The 23,120-nt window shown below is 36.1% G+C and carries 21 protein-coding genes; 12 read left to right on the forward strand and 9 right to left on the reverse strand.

What is annotated here, in order from left to right; genetic code table 11:
• Positions 1–14 precede the first annotated feature (14 nt).
• Positions 15–1,160 carry a multidrug effflux MFS transporter gene (locus ATE49_RS14265; RefSeq protein ID WP_065082715.1) on the reverse strand — a complete coding sequence of 382 codons (1,146 nt, stop codon included), beginning with the start codon at positions 1,158–1,160 and terminating at the stop codon, positions 15–17.
• A 78-nt stretch (positions 1,161–1,238) separates the two neighbouring features.
• Here ATE49_RS14265 and ATE49_RS14270 point away from each other — a divergent pair, with 78 nt between their 5' ends.
• Complete coding sequence (locus tag ATE49_RS14270; RefSeq protein WP_065082716.1) at positions 1,239–2,021, forward strand: AraC family transcriptional regulator; 783 nt, start codon at positions 1,239–1,241, stop codon at positions 2,019–2,021.
• Positions 2,022–2,103: 82 nt separating this feature from the next.
• Here the strand turns inward: ATE49_RS14270 and ATE49_RS14275 are convergent, their stop codons facing one another.
• Together ATE49_RS14275 and rplS are read right to left on the reverse strand one after the other, a co-directional pair.
• Positions 2,104–2,505 carry an NUDIX hydrolase gene (locus tag ATE49_RS14275; protein WP_065082717.1) on the reverse strand — a complete coding sequence of 134 codons (402 nt, stop codon included), beginning with the start codon at positions 2,503–2,505 and terminating at the stop codon, positions 2,104–2,106.
• A gap of 86 nt (positions 2,506–2,591) precedes the next feature.
• On the reverse strand, positions 2,592–2,948 hold the full coding sequence (gene rplS / locus ATE49_RS14280; RefSeq protein WP_009086043.1) for a 50S ribosomal protein L19: 357 nt from the start codon (positions 2,946–2,948) through the stop codon (positions 2,592–2,594).
• Positions 2,949–3,295: 347 nt separating this feature from the next.
• On the opposite strand from rplS, the gene ATE49_RS14285 reads away from it, so the two are divergent.
• Positions 3,296–5,350: a glycosyl hydrolase family 95 catalytic domain-containing protein gene (locus ATE49_RS14285; protein WP_065082718.1), complete on the forward strand. Its 2,055-nt coding sequence runs from the start codon at positions 3,296–3,298 to the stop codon at positions 5,348–5,350.
• A gap of 113 nt (positions 5,351–5,463) precedes the next feature.
• Here the strand turns inward: ATE49_RS14285 and ATE49_RS14290 are convergent, their stop codons facing one another.
• Entirely contained in the window at positions 5,464–6,012 is a 549-nt protein-coding gene (locus tag ATE49_RS14290) for a helix-turn-helix domain-containing protein (RefSeq protein WP_065082719.1), read from the reverse strand.
• A gap of 816 nt (positions 6,013–6,828) precedes the next feature.
• On the reverse strand, positions 6,829–7,911 hold the full coding sequence (locus tag ATE49_RS14295; protein ID WP_065082720.1) for a TerC/Alx family metal homeostasis membrane protein: 1,083 nt from the start codon (positions 7,909–7,911) through the stop codon (positions 6,829–6,831).
• A 357-nt stretch (positions 7,912–8,268) separates the two neighbouring features.
• Between ATE49_RS14295 and ATE49_RS14300 the strand changes: the two genes are divergently transcribed.
• Genes ATE49_RS14300 through lpdA form a run of 3 tightly spaced genes read left to right on the forward strand, consistent with a single transcriptional unit; the run spans position 8,269 to position 11,376 of the window.
• A complete protein-coding gene (locus ATE49_RS14300) occupies positions 8,269–9,375 on the forward strand; it encodes a M14 family zinc carboxypeptidase (protein WP_065082721.1) in 1,107 nt (368 codons plus the stop codon).
• A complete protein-coding gene (locus ATE49_RS14305; protein ID WP_065082722.1) occupies positions 9,375–9,920 on the forward strand; it encodes a shikimate kinase in 546 nt (181 codons plus the stop codon). Before ATE49_RS14300 ends, ATE49_RS14305 begins: the two co-directional genes overlap by 1 nt.
• A 52-nt stretch (positions 9,921–9,972) precedes the next feature.
• Entirely contained in the window at positions 9,973–11,376 is a 1,404-nt protein-coding gene (gene lpdA, locus ATE49_RS14310) for a dihydrolipoyl dehydrogenase (protein ID WP_009086051.1), read from the forward strand.
• 57 nt (positions 11,377–11,433) lie between these two features.
• Here lpdA and ATE49_RS14315 read toward each other — a convergent pair whose 3' ends face one another.
• Positions 11,434–11,889 (reverse strand): VOC family protein, encoded by a 456-nt coding sequence (locus ATE49_RS14315; protein ID WP_034870330.1) that lies wholly within the window; start codon positions 11,887–11,889, stop codon positions 11,434–11,436.
• Positions 11,890–11,991: 102 nt separating this feature from the next.
• Positions 11,992–12,453: a hypothetical protein gene (locus ATE49_RS14320; protein WP_065082723.1), complete on the reverse strand. Its 462-nt coding sequence runs from the start codon at positions 12,451–12,453 to the stop codon at positions 11,992–11,994.
• A gap of 74 nt (positions 12,454–12,527) precedes the next feature.
• Here ATE49_RS14320 and ATE49_RS14325 point away from each other — a divergent pair, with 74 nt between their 5' ends.
• Positions 12,528–13,352 carry a CvfB family protein gene (locus ATE49_RS14325; protein WP_065082724.1) on the forward strand — a complete coding sequence of 275 codons (825 nt, stop codon included), beginning with the start codon at positions 12,528–12,530 and terminating at the stop codon, positions 13,350–13,352.
• Between the two features lie 60 nt (positions 13,353–13,412).
• Here the strand turns inward: ATE49_RS14325 and ATE49_RS14330 are convergent, their stop codons facing one another.
• Positions 13,413–14,267, reverse strand: coding sequence for an AraC family transcriptional regulator (locus ATE49_RS14330; protein ID WP_059156366.1), 855 nt, complete (start codon positions 14,265–14,267; stop codon positions 13,413–13,415).
• Between the two features lie 223 nt (positions 14,268–14,490).
• Between ATE49_RS14330 and ATE49_RS14335 the strand changes: the two genes are divergently transcribed.
• The 6 genes from ATE49_RS14335 to ATE49_RS14360 all read left to right on the forward strand — a co-directional run bounded on the left by ATE49_RS14335 (position 14,491) and on the right by ATE49_RS14360 (position 22,543).
• Positions 14,491–15,723, forward strand: a complete 1,233-nt coding sequence (locus ATE49_RS14335; protein ID WP_065082725.1) for an MFS transporter — start codon at positions 14,491–14,493, stop codon at positions 15,721–15,723.
• Between the two features lie 7 nt (positions 15,724–15,730).
• The gene (locus ATE49_RS14340) at positions 15,731–17,209 is read left to right on the forward strand and encodes a trehalase family glycosidase (RefSeq protein ID WP_065082726.1); all 1,479 of its coding nucleotides are present in this window, start codon (positions 15,731–15,733) and stop codon (positions 17,207–17,209) included.
• 14 nt (positions 17,210–17,223) lie between these two features.
• Positions 17,224–19,662: a TonB-dependent receptor gene (locus ATE49_RS14345; protein ID WP_065082757.1), complete on the forward strand. Its 2,439-nt coding sequence runs from the start codon at positions 17,224–17,226 to the stop codon at positions 19,660–19,662.
• A 230-nt stretch (positions 19,663–19,892) separates the two neighbouring features.
• Positions 19,893–20,702 (forward strand): DUF2490 domain-containing protein, encoded by an 810-nt coding sequence (locus ATE49_RS14350; protein ID WP_065082727.1) that lies wholly within the window; start codon positions 19,893–19,895, stop codon positions 20,700–20,702.
• 110 nt (positions 20,703–20,812) lie between these two features.
• Positions 20,813–21,814, forward strand: coding sequence for a GlxA family transcriptional regulator (locus ATE49_RS14355; RefSeq protein WP_065082728.1), 1,002 nt, complete (start codon positions 20,813–20,815; stop codon positions 21,812–21,814).
• Between the two features lie 105 nt (positions 21,815–21,919).
• Complete coding sequence (locus tag ATE49_RS14360; protein ID WP_065082758.1) at positions 21,920–22,543, forward strand: DJ-1/PfpI family protein; 624 nt, start codon at positions 21,920–21,922, stop codon at positions 22,541–22,543.
• A gap of 27 nt (positions 22,544–22,570) precedes the next feature.
• Here the strand turns inward: ATE49_RS14360 and ATE49_RS14365 are convergent, their stop codons facing one another.
• Positions 22,571–23,080: a nuclear transport factor 2 family protein gene (locus ATE49_RS14365; RefSeq protein ID WP_065082729.1), complete on the reverse strand. Its 510-nt coding sequence runs from the start codon at positions 23,078–23,080 to the stop codon at positions 22,571–22,573.
• Positions 23,081–23,120: the final 40 nt, after the last annotated feature.

The following is a 23,120-nucleotide window of genomic DNA, read 5'->3' on the forward strand; positions in this document are numbered from 1 at the left end:
ACATAACAGCCACTTTACAAAGTGGCTGTATTTTTTTTAAGAAGCAGAATCGCGCCCAGGGCAATCCCTGAAAAAATGCTAAGTGAGAGTCCAAGATGTTGAATAGCGCCGGTAATCAGAAGCCCAAGACCTATTAAAATATAATAGATAAGCCCGAAAACAGCGCCTGCTGATCCTGTTTCGCTTTTATACCTGAATAGTGCTGTGCTTAATATATTCGGGATAGCTATTCCGTATGCCATGACAATAAAACAAAATGGAATCAGAAACCATATCTTTTCTCCTGAAGCCGCAACGACAATAGCTGCAACAAAAGAGGTAACGCCTCCAATTCTGATAAGTGTTTCAGATTCAAATCCTTTTTTAATCAGTCTTTTATTTGTTAAAGCACCTGTAAGTGTCCCTATAGCCAGGATAAAGCCGCTATAACCAAAATCAGTAGTACTAAAACCTTCTTTTTTGAAGATAAAAGGCGCTAATGAATAATAGGAAAACAACATCACATTAAAGCTCATTACTAAAATGCTGTCTCTCCAGATATAACGGTCATTCAGCATCTTTTTTAATAAGTTAAGAGACGATTTAATATTTATATTCCTGTTTGGTGTAATGGTCTCTTTAAGGTTCTTTTGTGTCAAAAAGATGAGTATAATGGCTAAAATAAATAGTAATCCGAAAATACCCAGATATCCAAGGTTAGAAGAGATTACGGCACCTGTAAGCATCCCGATAACCGGACTGATTGAAAGTCCGATACCTACAAAAGAGAAAGCCTTTCCGATTTGTTCCTTATCATAAAGGTCACGTAATATCGTCTGGGTAACAACAGAACCAACTGCGATACCGAAGGCAGAAATAATCCTCGCCAGAAGCAGTATTTCAAAATTTCTGGCAAGGAGGGCAATAATAGCTCCGGTACTATAGGTAAATAATCCGGATAGCATAGATTTTTTACGACCGATACGATCGCATTGTACGCCCCAGAATATAACTCCGGCAGCGAAGGCTATAAAATAAAAACTGATCGTAAGTGTTGCTGTTTCCTCGCTTACCCCAAATTCTTTTGCAATTAGTGGCAATGCAGGGCTGTAAATGGTTTCTACAAACTGGGGAAACATGACCAGTAAAATCAGTATCCAGAGAGCATTTGTCTTTTTCATTATTTTTTTTTGCAAATTTCTTTCTATATTTTACTATCTTTATAATGATATAAAAACTAAAAATATCAAAATAAGGACATGGCTTTTTTACATCAGAATGATGAATTTAATGCGGATAACAGGCCTGAAAATATAACGGGTATCGCTTCGGATATGGTGATGCATGATTCAGGATTTCATAGTCATCAGAAAAAAGTACAGCTGTTGTATGCGCCTTCGGGGTGTATGACGGTTGTTACTCCGGAAAAACAGCTTATTCTGCCACCATCCAAATTATTGTGGATACCAGCGGGAGAGGAGCATAGAGTTACTTTTCGCAATGTAGTAGCTTACAGATCCGTTTATTTTTCGTTGAAGTATGTGACGGAAAATCATCTTCCGGAAAGTATACAAGTGCTGAGCGTGAATCCGTTGCTAAGGGAAATTATAGAAAGAATCTGTTTCTGGCCATGGGATATGGAAGAAAAGGAGCAAAGAAATATTCTCTCTGTATTTAAGGAAGAGCTTAGAACAGCCCCAAAAGAGTCTTTAGTTTTTTCTATGCCTAAAGATGTGAGATTACAGAAGAAAGTGGAAGAATGGATATTAAGAATCTCTCAGCCGCCCTTTCTGAATGTTTTATCTGGTGAAGTAGGAGCTGGTGAAAAAACTATTAGCAGAATTTTTATAAAAGAAACCGGTTTATCTTATCAGGAATGGAGATTGCAATGGCGTTTGCACAGATCTATAGAGCTGCTTTCGGAAGGTAAAACTGTGGGAGAAACAGCTTTTGAGCTTAGTTTTTCATCGGATAGTGCTTTTGTCGATTTTTTTAAGAAGCAGACAGGAGCGACTCCATTACAATATATGCTGCAGCAATAAGATACAAGACTTTAGACACAAGACATAGGATACTAGATGTATTTATTAATCTTTGTCGTGGTTATTTAAAGGGAATAGGTTATTAAATAAGCTCTTGTTTTTCAAGCTCAGCAAAGGCTATTAAAACACCGGCTACCTGAATATTTTCTTTTTTATATTCTTCCAGGCTAAAATATTTAACAGCCTCGATTTCAGCACTTGGATGTATTGTTTTATTCAAATGAACCAAAAAGCAGTCCTGTTCCATTAGTAAGTTGTCTTCACCGTATGCCGGAGCCGAAATATGGGTGAAAAAGTTTAATTCTTCTGCATTTAAAACCAGATTAAGTTCCTCATGTATTTCACGGATCAAAGCTTCTTCCGGACTTTCGCCTGCATCTATTTTCCCGCCAGGGAGATACCAGGCTTGTTTATTCTTGCTGAAAGCCAGCAACAGCTTCTTGTCTTTTAAGGTAATTAATCCAGCAGTATGAAGTTGTTTCATATTTTAATAATTAATGATTGTGGTTCTGTTTACAAAGAAAAAACCTTCCCAAAATTGAGAAGGTTTTATATTGTAGTAAGCAAAGATTATCTAGCGCCGTGAGCTCTATCTTTAATTCTTGCTTTCTTACCTCTAAGGTCACGGAAGTAGTAGATTCTAGCTCTTCTAACTTTACCTTTTCTGTTAACTTCAATTTTCTGAAGTGCAGGCATGTTAATAGGGAATACTCTTTCAACACCTACATCTCCGCTCATTTTACGGATAGTAAAAGTTTTAGTAGCACCTGTTCCTCTTAACTGAATAACAACACCTTTAAAGAACTGAGTTCTGGTTTTGTTACCTTCCTTAATTTCGTAATACACAGTAATGGTATCACCAGCTTTGAATTCAGGGAATTCTTTTTTTGTAATGTACTTGTCTTGTACGTACTTAATTAAATCCATTGTTAATTAAAAATAAATAATTACATCAAACAACATACACGTCTATCGTCAGAGGTTGATTAACAGGTTGCAAATTTAGAATAATTTTTCAAATCTGCAAAATAAATTGTGAATGATTTATAATTGTATAGTAAAAAAAAGTATAATTATAAAATGCTGTTAGATAATATTTTACGCAACCATTTTATAAATGTGATCATGATAGAATAGAATAACAATAATATAAATAGCACTGTTACTTTTATGGTTTCGCCGCATATTCTGATTTAAAATTTATCAATTTGAAGAATTTCTCTGGTAAAAGGCATTATAGGTTTATATATTTGTTACTAAAGAATAATAACAGCATGCATCATTTTTCTACTATATATATAAGGATACAAATTTTATTACTTTTCAGCTTTTTCAGTTCTCTTTTCGGTCAGAATTCATGGGTTATTGAAGCTGAAAATGTTGACCCGAAGCGTTACACCGGTATTAGTGTCTCCAACGGAATGATAGGTGTGGTTTCTTCTCCGGAACCTTTGAAAGTGAGCCAGACAATCCTGGCCGGAGTTTATGATCAGTATGGACGTGGAAGAACCAGTAATTTTCTTTCCGGTTTCAATTTACTGGACCTTAACCTTACAATTGACGGAGTACCTGTAAATCTGGATAATATATCTAATTATAAACAAAAACTGGACATGAAAAAGGCATCTTTTGCAGGGAGTTTTGATTATAAGGATATTGCAACAGTGGCATATAATTATATAGCCATCCGTAACCTTCCCAACAATGTGATGCTGAATATAAGCATTAAAGCGAAAAAGAATATCACTTTTAGAGCCGAAAATCTATTAAAACAGCCTCCGGGATTTAAAGACAATCAGCAATTTTACACGGAAATTACACCACCACATGCTAAAATTCGGCTTCTGACATCTCTTGCTAAAAGTCCTACCGGAAGTATTATAATGGCAGCAAGTAATACATTTGTATTTCCCGAAAAACATGGTGAACAGCCTAAAATTATATATAATAAGAAAGATAATGAACAGCATACAATGGCTTTTTCCCAGGAATTACAAACGTCACAGACGTATACTTTTTCGCTTGTGGGGACGCTTATTTCTTCTGCTCAGGTAAAAGATCCTTTAAATTATGCAGAGCGGCTCAGTATATATGCCGGATTGCAGGGGATTGAAAAAATAAAAACAAAGCATGAAGCAGAATGGGAAAAACTGTGGGAAGGGGATATCCAAATAGAAGGAGACCCGCAGGTACAACAGGACGTACATAATATGATGTACCATTTGTATTCTTTTTCACGTGAAGGGAGTGATACATCGTTATCGCCTGTGGGATTGAGTGGTGTTGGATATAACGGGCATATCTTTTGGGATACTGAATTATTTATGTTCAAACCCTTGTTATTTTTTAAACCGGAAATAGCTAAAAGTCTTGTAGATTATAGGTTTAACAGACTAAAAGCTGCTGAAGAAAATGCCGGAATATATGGTTACAAAGGTGCCATGTATCCTTGGGAAAGTGCTGTTTCTGGAGAAGAAGAAACGCCTGTATGGGCACTTACAGGAACCTATGAACACCACATTACAGGAGATGTAGCTTTTGCAGCATGGCATTATTATTTGTTTACAAAAGATGTGCAGTGGCTGAAAGAAAAAGGATGGCCTATACTGAAGAAAACGGCAGAATTCTGGGAGAGCAGAATAGAGAAAAAGGGTGATAAATACCATATTCTGAATGTAGTAGCAGCAGATGAATGGGCGGAGAATGTAGATAATAATGCTTATACCAACGCTATTGCGAAACTCAACTTTGAATATGCTAATGAAGCCGCAAAAATACTGAACCTGCCAGTGAATAATACATGGAAAAATATAGCTGATAACCTGATATTCTCTAAAATGGAAAACGGGATTACGAGGGAACACGATAGTTATACCGGACAAAAAATAAAACAGGCAGATGTTAATCTGCTGGCTTATCCTTTGGGTATTATCAATTCTAAAGAGCAGATTCTTAAAGACTTGCTGTATTATCAGGAGAAGGTTCCGCAAGAAAAAACACCAGCCATGACGAAATCGTTTTTTGCATTGTTACACAGTAGATTAGGAAACGGGAAAGAAGCCTATAAATGGTTTAAAGAGTCCTATGAACCCAATCTTCTGCATCCGTTCAGGGTATTGGCAGAAACAGCTGAAGGTGATAATCCTTATTTTATAACCGGTGCTGGCGGAAGTTTGCAAGCTGTAATTATGGGATTTGCAGGAGTTGATTTTGGTTCGGACGGAAACATTATACAGACCAAAAATGCATTACCCCCACACTGGAAAAAAATTACGGTAAAAGGAATCGGAATGCAAAAACAAACTTATTCCAATGTCTCTTTAAGATAAGAAAAGAAGCTGTCTCAAAAATCATAAGCATCACACTTTGTCATAGAAATCGACATAACATTTTTTTAGACAGCCCCTGTATTTGGATTTTATCAATTCTTTCAGATAGAATTTTAAGGTGTAAAAACTTCAAATTTTCCGTCTTCAAAAAAGAAAACAATTCGTTTTATAGCTCTTTCCTGATTTCCAGTACTTTGCATTGGCGCGAAAATTTCCTCAATAGCTAATCGCTGAGAATCGCCTGGAATACTTTCCTCTGTATCTTTTATCGGTATATCCGATTCTCCGGAAGATGGGATTTCAGGCTCTTCGGGTTCTTCAATTATTGGAGATGAAAAATCGGGAGCCAAAGTAAATAAATCGAGTGGGGAAGAAGACTCTTCTTCCTCTTCCGGAATATTAATTTCCTCAACAGAATTATCAATTTCTTCAGGTTCCTGAACAGCCTGTTTCGTCATATCGCCCTGCCCGTCGATTAACCAGTCCCATTGTATCTCGGGAAATCTGTTTTTAATCTTGACAATGAAATCCAGAGAAGCTTTATTTCTTCCTGAAGTGATATGCGAAATACTGGAACGGGGTACTTCGATCGTGTCGGCAAATTCTGATGGAGAATAGCCATAATGATCGATGATTTTTTTAATTCTGTCTGAAATTTCCATAATTACAAATGTAAAACAAATTTTAGAATTGTAAAATACAAATGTAAATAAATTTAGAATATTGAAATTTATAATTGTAAATAGAAATTAAATTATTGATTTGCAATAGTTTAAACTATGTTATTTACAATAATCAACAGTTTTAATCACTAAACAACAGTTTTTTAGTCAAATTTCTCGAAATATTAATTTCCAATATATTTTTATTGAATTCACGTTTTGCTTTTGTAAAATTTAATATTTTAACTTAAACTTTAATAAATAGGCGTAAGTATATTGTAAATTAGTTAGTTGTATGTCTTTAATAATGTAAGTTTTAGATATGCATTTCTGTTAATTAGCCGTTTTGCAATAGAAAATTGCCATATTTTCCAGATAATATCAATCAGATAAACAACATTATTGAGCTTTATACTGCTAATTGCTATTTCTTTTTCAGACTATGGACTTTCTTCGGGTAAAACAGGTTGATAAGCCTCTGTATTATGCTAATATACTTTCGAAAAGCAGAACAAGGGATATACCTTGTGTTTAATACTCTGTATGATTGCAATAACAAGCAGAATTAGCCTAACCGATCCAAAACCTCATAATTGGATATGGACAAGAATTTAAGGCTTTAAACGGGCTTATTTTGGAATCTTCCAGATATCTTTGTGTTCCTGTATGCATTTATATTGTTAAATGCCAGATAAGCATAGTATAGCCAGCATCTCCCGTGATATAAGAGACAATCGGTTATACACCAATATCTACTGCAATACAGAGTGATTGCTGATGTTAGTATGGAACGCTTAAATATGGCTGATAAATACCTTAATGATTGATCTTGGCTCGTTTTCCGCCTGTTGAGGATGAGATTAAAGATGCAGCAATACTAACGCCTAGAATACCTAAGATAATCAACAGGGAATGGGTTGTTTTAAAGCCCCAGTCTTCCAGTTGGTGATGGAAGATCATTTTTAATCCGATAAACGTCAATAAGAAAGCCAGTCCGGTTTTTAAATATTTGAATTTGTCTACAATATTAGCCAGCAGGAAGAACATAGATCTAAGCCCTATAATGGCAAATATGTTGGAAAAGAATACAATATAAGGGTCTTTAGTTACTGAAAAAATCGCCGGAATAGAATCCACTGCAAAAATAAGGTCGGTGAACTCTATAATTAACAGTACCAGAAACAAAGGTGTCATTTTTTTAATTCCGTCTACTACTACAAAGAACTTGTTTCCTTCGAATTTGTTATGGACTTTAAAGTATTTATTGGCAAACTTTACTACCGGATGCTTTTCTGTATCTATATGCTCTTCTTCTTTGCTAAAGAACATTCTGATACCGGTAAAGACCAGAAATGCTCCAAATACGTACATAATCCACTCGAATCGACTGATAAGAGATGCTCCCACGAATATAAAAATGAAACGCATGATAATAGCACCCAATATTCCCCATATAAGTACCTTGTGATAATTCTTTTCGGCAACCTTAAAGGAACCGAATATAAGGAGTATAACGAAAATATTGTCGATAGATAAGGCATATTCTACAATATAACCTGTGATATATTCTAGGGCAAGGTTCTTGTCATAAAGCTCTAAGCTGGTTTCAAAATCACCTGGGATTATCTTGACAGGGTGGTGGTGCTTGGCTATAACCTGCTGCAATCTTTCCATACTGTCTATATTGTGCAGGAAGTGCCCGAACTGCATTAGGAAAAAATAGAACCCAAGAGCCACACAGATAACAAATATACTCATCAGTATTGCCTGTTTCAGTGATACTGATTTGTTGTTATTTTCTTTGTTTTTGCTCTTTTTACTGAATAATCCCAGATCGATAACCAGGATTAATAATACGATGGCCAAAAAGCCTATGATAAATAAAAGTTCTCCACTCATTTCTTTAGTACAATGTAATGCGCAAAGATAGTCTAAAAACCAATAATTTAGACGATTTTACAAATGTAAACTTAAGTTTTTTTTAAGGAAATTAAAAACGTTGTTTGTTTAACTAAAATATCCACATTTATAGAGATTTGTCTTTAAAATAGGCTTAAAGTAAATATAAAAAAAGACTTTATATAAATATTTTTAAAAACTGATTGTTAGTAAGTTACATTTTTTTATTATTTTTTTGTTAACGAGAAAAGTTATCAACAGACATTTTGTCAAATCAAAGTGTTTAATAATTCTCAGATGTAAATTTTAATAAGAGATAAAAATAAGCTAAATTTGGAACGTAAAATAAAAATGTAAATGGCATCAGTTTTTGAATACTTCACAAATGTAAACTTCTCAAATCGCTATATTTTGCCTCAAAAATTATTTTCCTACCTGCAGGAGAATTACAGCGATTATATATCAGAGGTAGGCAAGTCGGTTTTAGGACAACCTGTCTATCAATTTTCAATAGGTAACGGCCCTGTTAATGTCCTTGCCTGGTCACAGATGCACGGAAACGAATCTACTGCAACACTGGCAATGCTGGACCTGCTTTATTCACTGGATAAGAATACTGAACTAAAGGACAGGCTTTTTAGTAAAATAACATTGGACTTTATCTTTATGCTGAATCCGGATGGTTCGGAAAAATGGACCAGACGTAATGCATTGGATATCGATATGAACAGAGATTTCCTGAAAGAGTCGAGTCCGGAAATTAAGATTCTGAAAAATATAGCTAAAGAGAAGAAATACGATTATGCATTAAATCTGCATGATCAGAGAACCATCTTTACAACTGACGGAGTACATCCGGCAACTTTGTCTTTCCTGGCCCCTTCTTTTGATCAGGATCGGACGCTGAATGAAAATCGAAAAAAGAGTATGGCAATTATTGCACATATTTACTCGGATCTTAAAAACAAAATACCCAACCGTATCGGACGTTATACGGATGAATTTTATCCGACGTCAACCGGTGATAATTTTATGCTGGCAGGTATTCCGACAGTATTGTTTGAAGGTGGACATTCGGAAGACGATTACCTGAGAAAAGAAACCCGTAAATATTATACTCTGGCATTGTATGATGCATTGGCAGCAATGTCAATTATTCCCGGACAGACATTGGGGTATGAAACTTACTTTGACATTCCGGAAAATCAGCAAACCCATTATGATGTCATTTACAGAAATGTAAAACTCAATACAGATTTCGATTGTGTACTGGACGTTGCAGTGCAGTATAAAGAAGTAATTAATGAAGGCGCTGATGAGATTTCCTTTGTTCCTTTTGTAGCTGAAGTCGGAGACATAGGCAAGAAGAAAGCCTGGAAAGAAATCGATGCGACCGGGAAAAAATTTATATCAGATAAAAAATATCCAAAGCTGGATGAGGAAGTAAACTTCAGTCTGGGGTAATGATTATTCATATTTTTGGGGCTTCAGGTTCCGGAGTTACAACGCTGGGAAATTATATCAGCAAGAAACTAGGGTGGAAATATCTGGATTCAGATGATTTTTTCTGGGAAAAGACAGAGACACTTTATACGGTAAAAAGAGATCCTAAAAGCAGAGATGCGGAAATTTTGAAATTGTTAAAAAGCGGGGAGTCCATAATTTTCGGTGGCAGTTGTATTAGCTGGTCACCGGAAATTCATTCCTGTTTCGATAAAATTGTGTTTTTATTTGTGCCGCCGGAAAACAGAATGCTTAGGGTAAAAAAACGAGAAGCGGAGAGATATGGTGAAAAGCTTTTCACAGATCCGGTGACCCGGAAGATGCATGATGATTTCATAGCATTCTGCAAAGATTATGATGAAATGAAAGGAATTGCAAACCGTACTATAAAAGCACACCGCAAATGGCTGGAAAATCAGACTGTTGAAATTACTGAAATTTACGGAGACTTTTCGACCATAGAAATCACAGAAAAATTACTTTCCAAATGGCAGTTACTTCATTAAAAAGCCGTAATTTAGTGCCTTAAAATAATTTTGTCAATCTAAAAACTAAAATATGAATCAATTCGATGTAGCCGTTATTGGCTCAGGTCCCGGTGGATACGTTGCAGCAATCAGATGTGCGCAATTAGGTTTCAAAACCGTAATTATTGAAAAATATTCTACCCTGGGCGGGACTTGCCTAAACGTTGGATGTATTCCGTCTAAAGCATTACTAGATTCTTCTGAGCATTTTGAAAATGCAAAACACACTTTCGCTACCCACGGTATTCTTATCGATGAGCCAAAAGTAGACATTGCACAAATGATCAGTCGTAAAAATGATGTTGTAGACCAAACAACCAAAGGGATTAACTTCCTAATGGATAAAAATAAAATCACTGTTCTACAAGGTGTAGGGAGTTTTGAATCTGCAACTCAGATTAAAGTAACGAAAGCTGACGGATCTTCTGAGGTTATCGAAGCTAAAAATACAATCATTGCAACAGGTTCCAAGCCTTCTTCATTACCTTTCATTACATTGGATAAAGAAAGAGTGATTACTTCTACAGAAGCATTAAACCTTAAAGAAGTACCTAAGCACCTTATCGTAATCGGTGGAGGAGTTATTGGTCTTGAATTAGGTTCTGTATACCTTCGTTTAGGAAGTGATGTTACTGTAGTAGAATACCTGGATAAAATTATCCCGGGAATGGATGGTACATTATCTAAAGAATTACAGAAAACTCTGAAAAAGCAGGGTATGAAGTTTATGCTTTCTACTGCTGTTTCGGGAGTTGAAAGAAACGGAGATACTGTAAAAGTTACAGCTAAAGATAAAAAAGGAGAAGATGTAGTTGTTGAAGGTGACTACTGTCTTGTATCTGTAGGACGTCGTCCATATACAGATGGTCTGGGTCTTGAGAAAGCAGGTGTAGAACTTGACGAAAGAGGAAGAGTAAAGACTAACGATCATTTACAGACAAACGTACCGAACATCTACGCTATTGGAGATGTTGTAAAAGGAGCAATGCTTGCTCATAAAGCTGAAGAAGAAGGTGTTTTTGTAGCTGAAACTTTAGCAGGAGAAAAACCTCACGTTAACTACAACCTTATTCCGGGTGTTGTTTATACATGGCCTGAAGTTGCAGGTGTAGGTAAAACTGAAGAGCAGCTAAAAGAAGCTGGTGTAGCTTACAAAACCGGATCTTTCCCAATGCGTGCATTAGGCCGTTCCAGAGCGAGTATGGATACTGATGGTGTAATCAAGATTCTTGCTGACGAGAAGACTGATGAAATCCTTGGTGTACATATGATAGGAGCAAGAGCTGCAGATATGATTGCTGAAGCTGTAGTAGCAATGGAGTTCCGTGCTTCTGCTGAAGATATCGCAAGAATCTCTCACGCACACCCTACCTATACTGAAGCTATTAAAGAAGCAGCTTTAGATGCTACAGGTAAGCGTGCAATTCACATGTAAGATTATAATTAATCATAAAATGAAAAAGCAATCCAATTGGATTGCTTTTTTGTTTTTTTAAGGATGTTGCTGCTGTTTCGAAGGATCGTCATAATTAACCATCCATGAAATTCCGAATTTGTCCGTCCACATCCCAAAGTAGGCACCCCAAAAAGTATCTTGTAAAGGCATTGTTACTTCTCCGCCGGCAGAAAGTCCATTAAATAGCTTGTCAGCTTCTTCTCTGGAACCTGCATTTACGGAAAGTTGGATATTATTGCCTTTTGCAAATTTTCCTCCGGCGCAATTTCCTCCAATTACATCCGATCCCATTAAAACAGTTTCCTGTGAAATAGGAAGGGAAATATGCATTATTTTATTTTTATCTGCTTCACTAACGGGATATTCCTCACTTGGCGGCATATCCGAGAACTTCCCTACATAGGGAAACTCACCACCAAAAACAGATTTATAGAACTCAAAGGCCTCCAGACAATTTCCTTCAAAATTAAGATAAACGTTAATTTGTGCCATATCAATTATTTAATTATTCTCAAATTTAGATTTTTATAAAGGCAGAAATAATAATAATTTTCATAAATTTTTGTTAAAAATATCAGGATAAGAAGGTAAGTATCAAAAAGTCCTGAATTTATCATAGAAAGCACTTGCTTTTACCGGAGCGATATTAAATTGTATCCCCACGGTGGCTCCACGGAAGTATTTTTCATTCCTTAAAGGAATAGCATAACCTCCGGTTAACCATATTGCATTGAAGAGACTAAGGCCTATATTGGGTTCTAAGGCATAAGGAGATGCAGATACTCCGTACATGAAAATTGCATTGTTATAATAGGCGTGTATCTCAGGAAGGATTTTGCTGTTTCCATTCACTGTTGTATAAATAGCTCCCGCCCCCAAATTAAAATAAGGCTGATTGGAAGAAGTTGAGGTTCTGTATTCAAAACTTAGTTTCAGACTGTTTCTACCTGTATATTTATATCCCACACCAATAGCTGTCTGGTCAAAAAACTGAGCTTTAGGAAGATAGAGAGCTCCAAAGAGTAAAACAACAGAGAATAATGCAGAATATTTCATGACAGATGTTTACTCAAAATTAAATAAAGTTTTTCTTCCGTAAAAGAAAGCCTATTTTTGCATAAAAATAAAGTATGCAAATCGGAAAGAAACAATATTTATCAGTCTCCGGAAAATCTGAAGCCGGACTTCAATTAAAGGATGAATTAGGGAATGAAATTTTTCTTTCCAAACTTTTTGCAGATCCAGCTTCGGAAATAGGAGATGAGGTATCAGTATTCGTTTATCAGGAAGAAGGAGAGCTAAAGGCTACAACCGAAATTCCTTATTGTGAAGTAGGGGAATATGCTGTACTTCGTGCAGTACAGACATTGCCAAGCGGAGCCTTTATGGACTGGGGAATTATAAAAGACCTGTTCGTTCCATACAAACAGCAGAAAGGTAAGATTGTTGAAGAAAAAAGATATCTTGTCCATGTTTATATAGATGAGACCACTGGTCTTATTACCGGAACTACAAAATTCAAAAGAAATCCCCAGTACGAGAATTTGGATCTTAAGAAAGGAGAAAAAGTTGATTTGATCCTGATTAATGAAACTGAATTGGGATGGAATGTAGTTGTTAACAAAAAATATATAGGACTTGTATACGCTTCCGATGTGTACAAAAAACTTTATCCGTTAAATGAAGAAACAGGCTATATTAAAGCAATAAGAGAGGACGGAAAGATAGATGTTACTTTACAGCCTGAAGGTTTTGAAAACATAGACAGTTTCCGTCAGGAGATTCTGGATGCTCTGGACGATCACGGCGGATTGCTTTACCTTTCTGATAAATCTTCTCCTGAAGAGATTAAGGACAAATTACAGATGAGTAAAAAGAACTTTAAAAAAGCTATTGGCGGTTTATACAAAGAAGGAGTTATCGAAATTCTGGAAGATAAAATCCGTTTGAAATAACAATAAAAGATATTATAAAAAAGCTGTCTCAAGAGTATTGAAGACAGCTTTTTTTGCATTCTAATTATTACCGGAGTTACTCCGGATAAATTCTGAAGGGGTTTTGTTGGTATATTTTTTAAACATTCTGTTGAAATAAGTAACATTGTTAAAGCCGCAACTGTAGCTGCATTCGGATATTGTTTTATCCTGAGTCATCAGAAGGCATGCTTTATTAATACGGTAACGGTTGACAAATTCTGTAAAGGTGATCTGTGTTGCTTTTTTAAAAAAATTACAAAATGCAGGAAGAGTAAGATTAGCCAGCTTTGCAACATCCTCTATATTTATTTCCTTATCGTAATGATGTTCCACATAGGTAAAGATATTTTCCAGTCTTGTTTTATTTTTAGAGATTATGGTATAAGGCATAATTTCTTTGTTCAACAATTCATATTCCTCGCACAAAGAAAGCTCAAAGAGAATTTCCAGAAGCAGTAAGTATCTTTTATAACCCTCGGATTCCAGGAGCTTTTTTAGTTTTGGCATGAGCAGCTTTTTTGTAGCTGTACTATACAGAATACCATATTTAGAACGCTCCAGCAAATCTTTAACAGCTCTGGTTTCAACTTCCTGTTGTGGAAAATGCAAAATCTCTTCCCTGAACTGAAGTACTATTTCTTCATGCGGATCAACAGAATTCAGTCCAAATCCGGAATGGGGAATGTTCGAGCCTATTAGTACAAGATCTCCGTTTGTATAATTGCTTTTATGGTAGCCAACATGCCTTGTGCCACTTCCCGAAATTACACATACCAGTTCTATTTCCGGATGATAATGATACTCCCATTTAAATTCAGAAATAGGAGAGTTATTATGCAGCGTACGGAAAGAGCTTTTTTCACTTGGAACTATTCTTTCAAAACTAACTTTCATTCAATTAATCACATTTATTCACTAAAAATAATAATTATATTAATATAGTTCAAATATATGTTTATTGTGTTAAATTAACGTTAACACAAATGCTTCTATCTTAGTCACCAGGAAATTATTTAATGAATAACAGGTGCAATTTATTTCTGGGAAATATTAATGTACAGGCGTTTCATTTTATGAAATATTAATCTTAGAAAACAGGATATTAAAAAACTGGTAAATGAAAAACTTGAATATAAAAGCCATCTTATTTCTTAACTACTTTGTTTTTGCAATTCTGCTGAACTCAGTAGGGACAGTTATTTTACAGGTGCAGCAAAACTTTGGAATCTCAAAATCTTCAGCAAGTGTTCTGGAAGGTTTCAAAGATCTTCCTATTGCTATATGTTCCTTTATTTTGGCTTCATTTCTTCCTAAAATAGGAATAAAAAACGCCATGCTTACAGCTCTTTTTCTGGTGAGTTGCATGTGTTTTGTTATGCCTTTTACCAATGAATTCTGGTTTTTCAAATTACTTTTTACAATTGTCGGCGTTTCTTTTGCCCTTATTAAGATTTCAGTTTTTACCTCTATAGGACTTGTTACCAGCACGGATAAAGAACATTCCAGCTTTATGGGTTTCTTAGAGGGCTTCTTTATGATAGGAGTATTGGCAGGCAATGTATTATTCAGTTTATTTATAGATGATCATAATCCGAAGTCTACTCACTGGTTGAATGTATATTGGGTACTGGGAGCTCTTTCATCTTTGTCTTTTGTATTCCTTTTCTTTTCAAAACTGAATGAAAAGGATGCAAAGAGCGGTACAACAGATTTAATAGGCGATATAAAGAACAGTATCAGCTTGTTCAGCTATAAAAAGGTTTTATTCTTTCTTCTTTGTGCTTTTCTATTTGTTTTGGTAGAACAAAGTTTTCAGACCTGGACTCCAACTTTCTATAAAGAGATACTAAAGGTTCCTACTTCAATGAGTATACAGGCAGGAGCAGTATTGGCAGGAGCATTTGCTCTCGGAAGATTCCTTTCCGGATTTTTTTCTAAAAAATTCAGCTGGATTTATGTTGTTTCCTTTTGTGTGGTAGGTTTTGCAATCAGTCTGTTATTGGTATTGCCTCTTACGCACAGTGCTGCTATCAATACCAATACAACATGGATGAATGCACCACTTGTAGTCTACTTATTTCCTTTAATGGGCGGTCTTTTAGCTCCTATATATCCAAGTATCAACTCTGTAATCCTGGCATCGATCCCGAAATATCTGCATAGTGCTATGTCCGGACTTATCGTTGTTTTTTCGGCGATAGGAGGTACTATAGGATCAATTATAACGGGCTTTGTTTTTCAGGAATTCAGCGGGCAAAGGGCTTTCTATCTTTCGCTGATACCACTGACATTGTTGATTATCTCAGCAGTTTTTATGAACAGATTAAAAATACAAACAAATAAAAAATAATACAGTTATGAACAGTCAATTATATATCGATGAAATCCAACCTCTGTTTGATGATGTTCAGAGATCCAGAATTTTTAAAGATCAAAAAACAATGACAGATGTTGTTCCTTTATTTTCTGTATCCGAGATTAATAAGAAATATGAAGAAGAAAAACAGGGAGAAGAATTTGATCTAAGATCATTTGTGTTGTCGAATTTTGATTTTATAGGGGAGAAGACTGCACGTAAGGATGATATGCTTCCTATAACTGAACATATAGAAAAATTATGGGATGAACTTACCCATACAGCATCTGAAAATGAGGGAACGCTTTTGAAGCTTCCAAAACCATATATTGTTCCCGGAGGACGCTTTAATGAATTTTTCTATTGGGATAGCTATTTTGTAATGTTGGGATTACAAGTTTCGGGAAGAGTGGAAATGATAAAAAACATTGTTGAAAATTGTTCTTACCTGATTCATGAATTCGGATTTGTGCCGAATGCCAGCAGAACTCATTTTCTTAGCCGCTCCCAACCGCCATATTTTTCTCTGATGCTCGATTTACTGGCTGAAAGCACAAATGATGAAAATGTATACAGTAAGTATCACAGCACATTGGAGAAAGAATACAGTTTCTGGATGGATGGAGAAGAGGGGCTGGAGAATGATTCTGCAGTAAAAAGAGTGATTAAAACAAAGGAGGGAGATTTATTAAACCGTTATTACGATTCCGAAAACACACCTCGTCCCGAAAGCTATCTCATAGATATTGAAGATCAGCATGGCGCATCCGGAGAAGAGTTTTTCAGAAATATCAGAAGTGCCTGTGAGTCTGGCTGGGATTTTTCCAGCAGATGGTTCGCAGATGGTGCTACGATACAGACTATAGAAACACTCAATTTGGCAGAGGTCGATCTCAATTGTCTGATATGGCATTTGGAGAAAACATTAGTGAAGTCTTCAGAGCTTATGGGACTAACAGATAAAGCTGCTTATTATAGCCAAAGAGCTAACAACAGAACGCAAAATATAGATCGATATTTCTGGGATGATGAAGCCGGAATTTACAGAGATTATCATATAAAAAAACATATAAAAACTTCTTCAGAACATATTGCTACTTTATATCCTTTATTCCTGGGGTTAGCAAGTGAAAAGCAGGCAAAAGCTGTATCTGAGAATATAGCAGAAAAATTTCTTTACAAAGGCGGTTTGGTAACAACAACCAAGGAATCCGGACAACAATGGGATTTGCCAAATGCATGGGCTCCTTATCAGTGGCTGGGCTTTTTAGGAATGAAAAATTATGGGTTTACACAATTGGCAAATGATATAAAAAATAACTGGTGTACAAATGTAGAAAGGGTTTATAATAATACAGGCAAGCTAATGGAAAAATATAATGCATTAGATACCAAGACGATTGCGGGAGGTGGTGAATATCCGAATCAGGATGGATTTGGTTGGACGAATGGAGTCTATTTAAAACTGAAACAATATTAAAAAATCATAATGATATGAAGAAAAGATCAATATTTCTGGTGGCCGGTGTCGCTATGCTTTATTTCAATAATGCATATGGGCAGGAAACGGCTAAGGATTCCACAAAAGTATCGTCTATAGATCAGGTGGTTATTACAGGTAACTCGAACCCAAAGAAAAAAATAGAGTCCAGTACGGCAATCTCTACATTTAATGCAAAAGAAATTCAGAAGCAGAATCCTATAAGTGCTGCCGCTTTATTGCAAAGAGTACCTGGATTTGCTGTAGAAACTTCGGGTGGAGAAGTAGGAAATAACCTTTTTGCAAGAGGGATTCCTTCCGCCGGAGCTTATGAATTTGTTCAGGTGCAGGAAGATGGCCTACCTGTTTTCGAGGATGGTGCTTTGCAATTTGCTAATGCAGATAATTTTTTCAGAGTAGACAATACGGTAAGCAGACTGGAAGCACTGAGAGGAGGTTCCGGATCTATTTTTGCCAACAACTCTCCGGGTGGACTTATTAACTTTATCTCTAAAGAGGGAACAAATACATTTAAAGGAACAGCTAAACTGGAAACTGGTTCTTACGGACTGATGAGGACTGATGTTAATGTTGGCGGCGCTTTGATACAGGATAAACTATTCTTTAATGTTGGCGGTTTTTACAGAGTAGACAATGGAATACGTAAAACAGGTTTCAAAGCAAATGATGGTGGACAGATTAAAATGAACCTGAAATATGTTTTTGATAAAGGTTATGTAAAAGCATATTATAAAAAGCTGGATGACAGAAATACATTCTATCTGCCTATTCCTCTAATTCAGAATGGCAACGATCTGAAAGGTTTCCCCGGGTTTGATCCCAATTATGGAACTTATAGCTACAGATCTATCAGCCAGTTGAATATTCCGCAGGCCGGAGGTGGATTTTTCCAACGAAATCTGGAAGATGGGATTCACCCGAAAGTAGATGTAGTAGGAGTAGAGTTTAAGTACGATCTTGGTAATAATTTTACAGTGCTTAATAAAACAAGGTATACTAATATTAATATGAACTATACCGGAATATTTCCTGCAGGAGGACCACAGCTTGCTGCTGATTTTGCCAGAAATAAAGGCATTGGCGCAAACAACTATCAGTATTCTTTGGTGAGCAGCGGCCAGTCCGTTAGTCCGCAATATGTTCAGGAATTAGGTTTCTGGGCTATAGATAAACAGATGAAAAATTTCGTCAACGATTTGCAGTTCAATTATAAGTTTGATAAAGGAAATATTACAGCCGGTTTTTATAAATCCAATTGGAAATCTCATCAATACTGGAACTGGAGTAATATACTGACAACAGCAACAGACAGACCCGAACTTCTGAACCTTGTAGACAAATCACTAAATCCAACCGATAACGGATATTCTAAGACTTATAACGGAGTTTCCAGTATGTCTTTCCTAATCAGAGATTCGCAGATACAGGGAAGTCTGAATAATATCTATCTAAATGTAGATTACAATATTACAGATGATCTGAGTGTAAATGGAGGAATCCGCTACAGCCGCGATTTTTATAAAGGTTATGGTGTCAGTACAACAACTGCAAATCTTAATAATTCGGGATTAACAACGGATGGTACCCATAGCTTTGCAACTACTACTGCGGATGATAATATGGCGGTTTTAGGGAATAAGTATACTTACTGGAATTATGATATCAGCCGAGTTTCTTATACACTGGCTGCAAATTATAAAATCAACAGAGAAAATGCAGTATATGCACGTTTCTCCAATGGTTTCAGATCACCAAATGAGGAGGCCTATTATAATAACATGACAGATTTAAGTAAAATAAAACCTGTACTAACCAATCAGTTGGAAGTAGGTTATAAATATTATTCCCGTACTTTCGATATAGCTGTAATTCCATTTTACTCAACGCTGAAGAATCTTTCATTTACAGATGTCTATTCTAACGGAACTTCTGAAAACAAATTTGCCAATACCTCTAACCTCGGGATAGAATTGGAAGGTTATGCAAGACTATTCAGTAATGTATTAGAAGTTACATTTAACGGAACAATTCAGAATCCAAAATATAAAAACTTTACCGGAAGAAATGCAGACGGAACAACATTCGATTATGACGGAAATGTTGTAAGAAGAATTCCTAAGTTTTATTTCAATATCTCTCCGGCTGTTAATATTACTAAAGAATGGAGAACCTATATCAGCTATAACTATTACGGAAAACGATTCCAGGATGAAAAGAATGTTCAGGTTCTACCTTCTTTCAGTGAATTTGGAGCCGGAATGTCTTATCAGTTAGGCAAGATACGTTTTGCTATAGATGGTACCAATATCTTCAATACTATTGGTATTACTGAAGGAGACCCAAGAGCAGGATCTCCGACAGGGGACGGAATTATAATGGCAAGACCAATTATGGGAGCCGCAGTAAGAGGATCTATTACCTTGGACTTTTAGATCAGTTTTCAAAAACAACTGTCTAAGCTGGGGCTACCTATATTTAGACACAAGTAAATGATTCGGCCTGGTTATTACCAGGTCTTTTTGTATAGTCTTTGTCCTGATTATGAATAGTTTTAGCTGTTTTTTCATAAGGAAATAAGGGAACAAACAATTTATATTAGCTATTTTTCCGCTAGTTAATGCTTTTTCGAAACGGGAAAATATAATTCTATATAAAGATTTGTATGTACAGAAAGGGAAGAATTATTGTGATATTAGGTTTATTATGGCTTTCAGATGGATGTTTAAAAGCACAGATCAGCCCGCCGGGATTAGGAGATGCCAATACTGCTTTTTGGGGGGCTTTTGGAATTCGCCGCAAGCTGGATTCTTTAGGAAAAAAACAAGCATTAAGCTATGTTGCAATTGGGCGAAAGAGTAGTCCTGACAATGAAAATCTGTTTTCAAAGCAAGCAATTTTTGTAGCCAATCACGAAGTTTTCAATTCATTTGCTCCTCATCAGCAATATAGCTATGCAATAAGCTACCGCAGACAAAATGAATACCAGAGCATGGAACCTTATGAAAAAGAGGGGGTAGAGCAAGAATTCAGAATTTACGGAAGATATGCTTATACATTTAATATCGGAAGCCAATGGAAATGGAAGAATACTATCCGTCAGGAGTTCAGAAAATTTTTTGATGCCAATTTTCATAATGCTGAAGAGAACTTTCAGCTAAGAACAAGACTAAAAAGCCAGCTGACTTATAATTTATCCGGGAAAAACAGCCAAAAGCTGGCATTAAGCGTAGAGACTTTATTTTCCACAAGTTATATGAATGAACCAGAAACCCACTGGACTCCTTTTGCCTATAAAGAAATGCGTATTGCTCTTTATTATATGTTCAATATTCCGAATTCCCCTTTTTCAATGGACATAGGTTATATGGATGATTTAATCAGTGGGAGTCATAGTGCTTCCAAAGGCGGCGTACATTACTTAGCAGCAGATCTAATCTGGAATCTTCCCTATAAAAAAAGAGGTATAGAGTAAATTCTAATTTTTAGAATTTTATTTAAACAGATAATGGCCGAAAATGTATATTCTTTGTCATTGCAGCCAGACAGCATTCTCTGTACATTTGCATCACAAACAATGGAAGTATGAAGCAGATAGCCAGCAACAGTGTAATGAAAAATATAGTGCTACTAGTATTACCACAAGTACAATTACTGGATGTAGCTGGCCCTTGTGATGTATTTACTGCAGCAAATATTTTTCTGGCAGATCAGAAGTCTGGTTCTGGTTATCAGATATTCCTTGTATCCGGGACGAAAGACAGGATCATAAATTCGAGTTCCGGATTGCCATTAGCCTGCAGCCATACAATTTATGACATAGATTTTCCTGTAGATACATTATTGGTAGCTGGTACTTCACTTTCAGTTTTAGATGAAATAGATCCGGAGATATACCATTGTCTGCAGAATAATGTAAAGAGTGTAAGAAGAATGGGATCTGTATGCATTGGTGCATTTGTATTGGCAAGAGCAGGTTTACTGAACGGAAAACAGGTTACAACCCACTGGAAATATGCTGATACACTGCAGAAATCTTATCCGGAACTGGATGTTAATGTTAATCCGTTTTTTATCAGGGATCAACAACTATATACATCAGGTGGTGTAACCTCCGGAATGGATCTCGCTTTGGCATTGCTGGAGGAGGATTTTGGTAAACCCCTTGCGGCAGAAGTTGCACGGCATCTTGTATTGCATTTGCGAAGGTCGGGAGTCCAGTCACAATTCGGGAGTGCTCTGTCGGATTATGATATGCTTAGCTCTTTTGTAAAGGAGGTACGGGATATGCTTAAACAAAATCTGAATAAGCCTGTTACAATTGAATATATGGCCGAAAATCTGAATATGAGCGTTCGCAATTTTTCCAGAGTTTTTCTAAAAGAATCGGGAATGACTCCGGGACGGTTTTTAGAAAAAATGAGATTGGATCAGGCGAAAAATATGCTGGAATATACAACAGTGAGTATTGATGCAATTGCTGAAAAATGTGGTTTTAGCAGTGCAGTATCGCTTAGACGGCTTTTTATCAGGCATATTTCTATGTCTCCGGCACAGTATAGAAAAGCTTTTAACGGAGCAGATTAATTACACAACATCTTTTTGATTTCATAACACAACTGATGATTGCAAATCTTCGGAAAGCAAAAACTATGTCCAATTCTGAAAATATTAATATTAAATAATACAATTATGAAACAAGTACAAAATGCTGAAATGCTGAATATTGCATTTCTGGTTTATGATCAGGTAGAAATGTTAGACCTGAACGGTCCGTTGGATGTTTTTGTAAAAGCGAATGTAATCCGTCCCGGAAGTTATAACAATTATACCGTAGGAAAAACAAGAGATGCTGTATGTGCAGAAGCTAATACAATGACTATTATTCCAGTCTACGATATATATACTTGTCCGGAACCTGATATGATTGTTGTTCCGGGAGCGAACCCCGAGCAGATAATGGAGCTTCTTCAGAATGAAGAATTTCAGGGAACCGCATTACAGTGGGTGAAAGATCAGTTTAGAAAAGGTACAGAAATTTTCACAGTATGTACAGGAAGCATGTTATTATCAAATACAGGAATACTGGCTAATTATGATATTACAACACATAGTATGCTGTTAGATGCACTGGAGCAATATAATCCGGAAAGTAATGTAAAGAGAGGAGTGCGTTATGTAGATCAGGGAAAATTAATTACCACAGCAGGTATTACAGCCGGAATAGATGCTGCGCTTTATGTTATAGGTAAACATTACGGACAGGAGATAGTGGAGACTATTGTAGAGCTTTTCGAGTATCAGCAAAAGAGATAACTGAACAATATCCATAAAAAAACCGCTTTATTTAAGCGGTTTTTTATTTTGAAAATCCTTCAGAACTCTTACTTCATCCGGAGTTTTTTGCTTTGTAACATCATTAGCAAGATCATTCGGAACTGTCATGGAAAGTACATATTGTACAATTTGCCATTTCCCATTGTCTTTAACCAGTACACCTGAACCTCTGCAAAGGCTCATGTTTTTAGTATCCAGAATTTCATCTACCCATGCTGTATTGCCATCTTTAGAAAAAGAGATATGGCGGTCAACAGCTGTAAAGTCCCAGGCTTTGCCACGATCAAAATAAGGCTTGGCGAAATTTATAAATTCTGATTTTGTCCAGCGTTCGGTAGCATCTGTACCCATATAAATGGATTTGTCATGCAGTAATCCAAAATAGCCATTAAAGTCAGCCTTAGCAGCTGCCTGATGCCAGCTGGTCATTAATTTGTCAATTTGTTGTTCTGCTTTTTGTGCTTTAGCAATAGAGAAGCAAAGCATAAAAGCCAAAAGGAAAGTTAGTTTTTTCATAGTTAGAAGATTCAATTCAAATATATCAAATTCTATCCTA

This window comes from Elizabethkingia miricola (genome assembly GCF_001675285.1).
Classification (GTDB): Bacteria; Bacteroidota; Bacteroidia; order Flavobacteriales; family Weeksellaceae; genus Elizabethkingia; species Elizabethkingia miricola.

Bases quoted from the DNA above. Each gene is read 5' to 3' on its own strand.
- ATE49_RS14265 (WP_065082715.1), bottom strand. From the start codon at position 1,160: ATGAAAAAGACAAATGCTCTCTGGATACTGATTTTACTGGTCATGTTT.
- ATE49_RS14270 (WP_065082716.1), top strand. From the start codon at position 1,239: ATGGCTTTTTTACATCAGAATGATGAATTTAATGCGGATAACAGGCCT.
- ATE49_RS14275 (WP_065082717.1), bottom strand. From the start codon at position 2,505: ATGAAACAACTTCATACTGCTGGATTAATTACCTTAAAAGACAAGAAG.
- rplS (WP_009086043.1), bottom strand. From the start codon at position 2,948: ATGGATTTAATTAAGTACGTACAAGACAAGTACATTACAAAAAAAGAA.
- ATE49_RS14285 (WP_065082718.1), top strand. From the start codon at position 3,296: ATGCATCATTTTTCTACTATATATATAAGGATACAAATTTTATTACTT.
- ATE49_RS14290 (WP_065082719.1), bottom strand. From the start codon at position 6,012: ATGGAAATTTCAGACAGAATTAAAAAAATCATCGATCATTATGGCTAT.
- ATE49_RS14295 (WP_065082720.1), bottom strand. From the start codon at position 7,911: ATGAGTGGAGAACTTTTATTTATCATAGGCTTTTTGGCCATCGTATTA.
- ATE49_RS14300 (WP_065082721.1), top strand. From the start codon at position 8,269: ATGGCATCAGTTTTTGAATACTTCACAAATGTAAACTTCTCAAATCGC.
- ATE49_RS14305 (WP_065082722.1), top strand. From the start codon at position 9,375: ATGATTATTCATATTTTTGGGGCTTCAGGTTCCGGAGTTACAACGCTG.
- lpdA (WP_009086051.1), top strand. From the start codon at position 9,973: ATGAATCAATTCGATGTAGCCGTTATTGGCTCAGGTCCCGGTGGATAC.
- ATE49_RS14315 (WP_034870330.1), bottom strand. From the start codon at position 11,889: ATGGCACAAATTAACGTTTATCTTAATTTTGAAGGAAATTGTCTGGAG.
- ATE49_RS14320 (WP_065082723.1), bottom strand. From the start codon at position 12,453: ATGAAATATTCTGCATTATTCTCTGTTGTTTTACTCTTTGGAGCTCTC.
- ATE49_RS14325 (WP_065082724.1), top strand. From the start codon at position 12,528: ATGCAAATCGGAAAGAAACAATATTTATCAGTCTCCGGAAAATCTGAA.
- ATE49_RS14330 (WP_059156366.1), bottom strand. From the start codon at position 14,267: ATGAAAGTTAGTTTTGAAAGAATAGTTCCAAGTGAAAAAAGCTCTTTC.
- ATE49_RS14335 (WP_065082725.1), top strand. From the start codon at position 14,491: ATGAAAAACTTGAATATAAAAGCCATCTTATTTCTTAACTACTTTGTT.
- ATE49_RS14340 (WP_065082726.1), top strand. From the start codon at position 15,731: ATGAACAGTCAATTATATATCGATGAAATCCAACCTCTGTTTGATGAT.
- ATE49_RS14345 (WP_065082757.1), top strand. From the start codon at position 17,224: ATGAAGAAAAGATCAATATTTCTGGTGGCCGGTGTCGCTATGCTTTAT.
- ATE49_RS14350 (WP_065082727.1), top strand. From the start codon at position 19,893: ATGTACAGAAAGGGAAGAATTATTGTGATATTAGGTTTATTATGGCTT.
- ATE49_RS14355 (WP_065082728.1), top strand. From the start codon at position 20,813: ATGAAGCAGATAGCCAGCAACAGTGTAATGAAAAATATAGTGCTACTA.
- ATE49_RS14360 (WP_065082758.1), top strand. From the start codon at position 21,920: ATGAAACAAGTACAAAATGCTGAAATGCTGAATATTGCATTTCTGGTT.
- ATE49_RS14365 (WP_065082729.1), bottom strand. From the start codon at position 23,080: ATGAAAAAACTAACTTTCCTTTTGGCTTTTATGCTTTGCTTCTCTATT.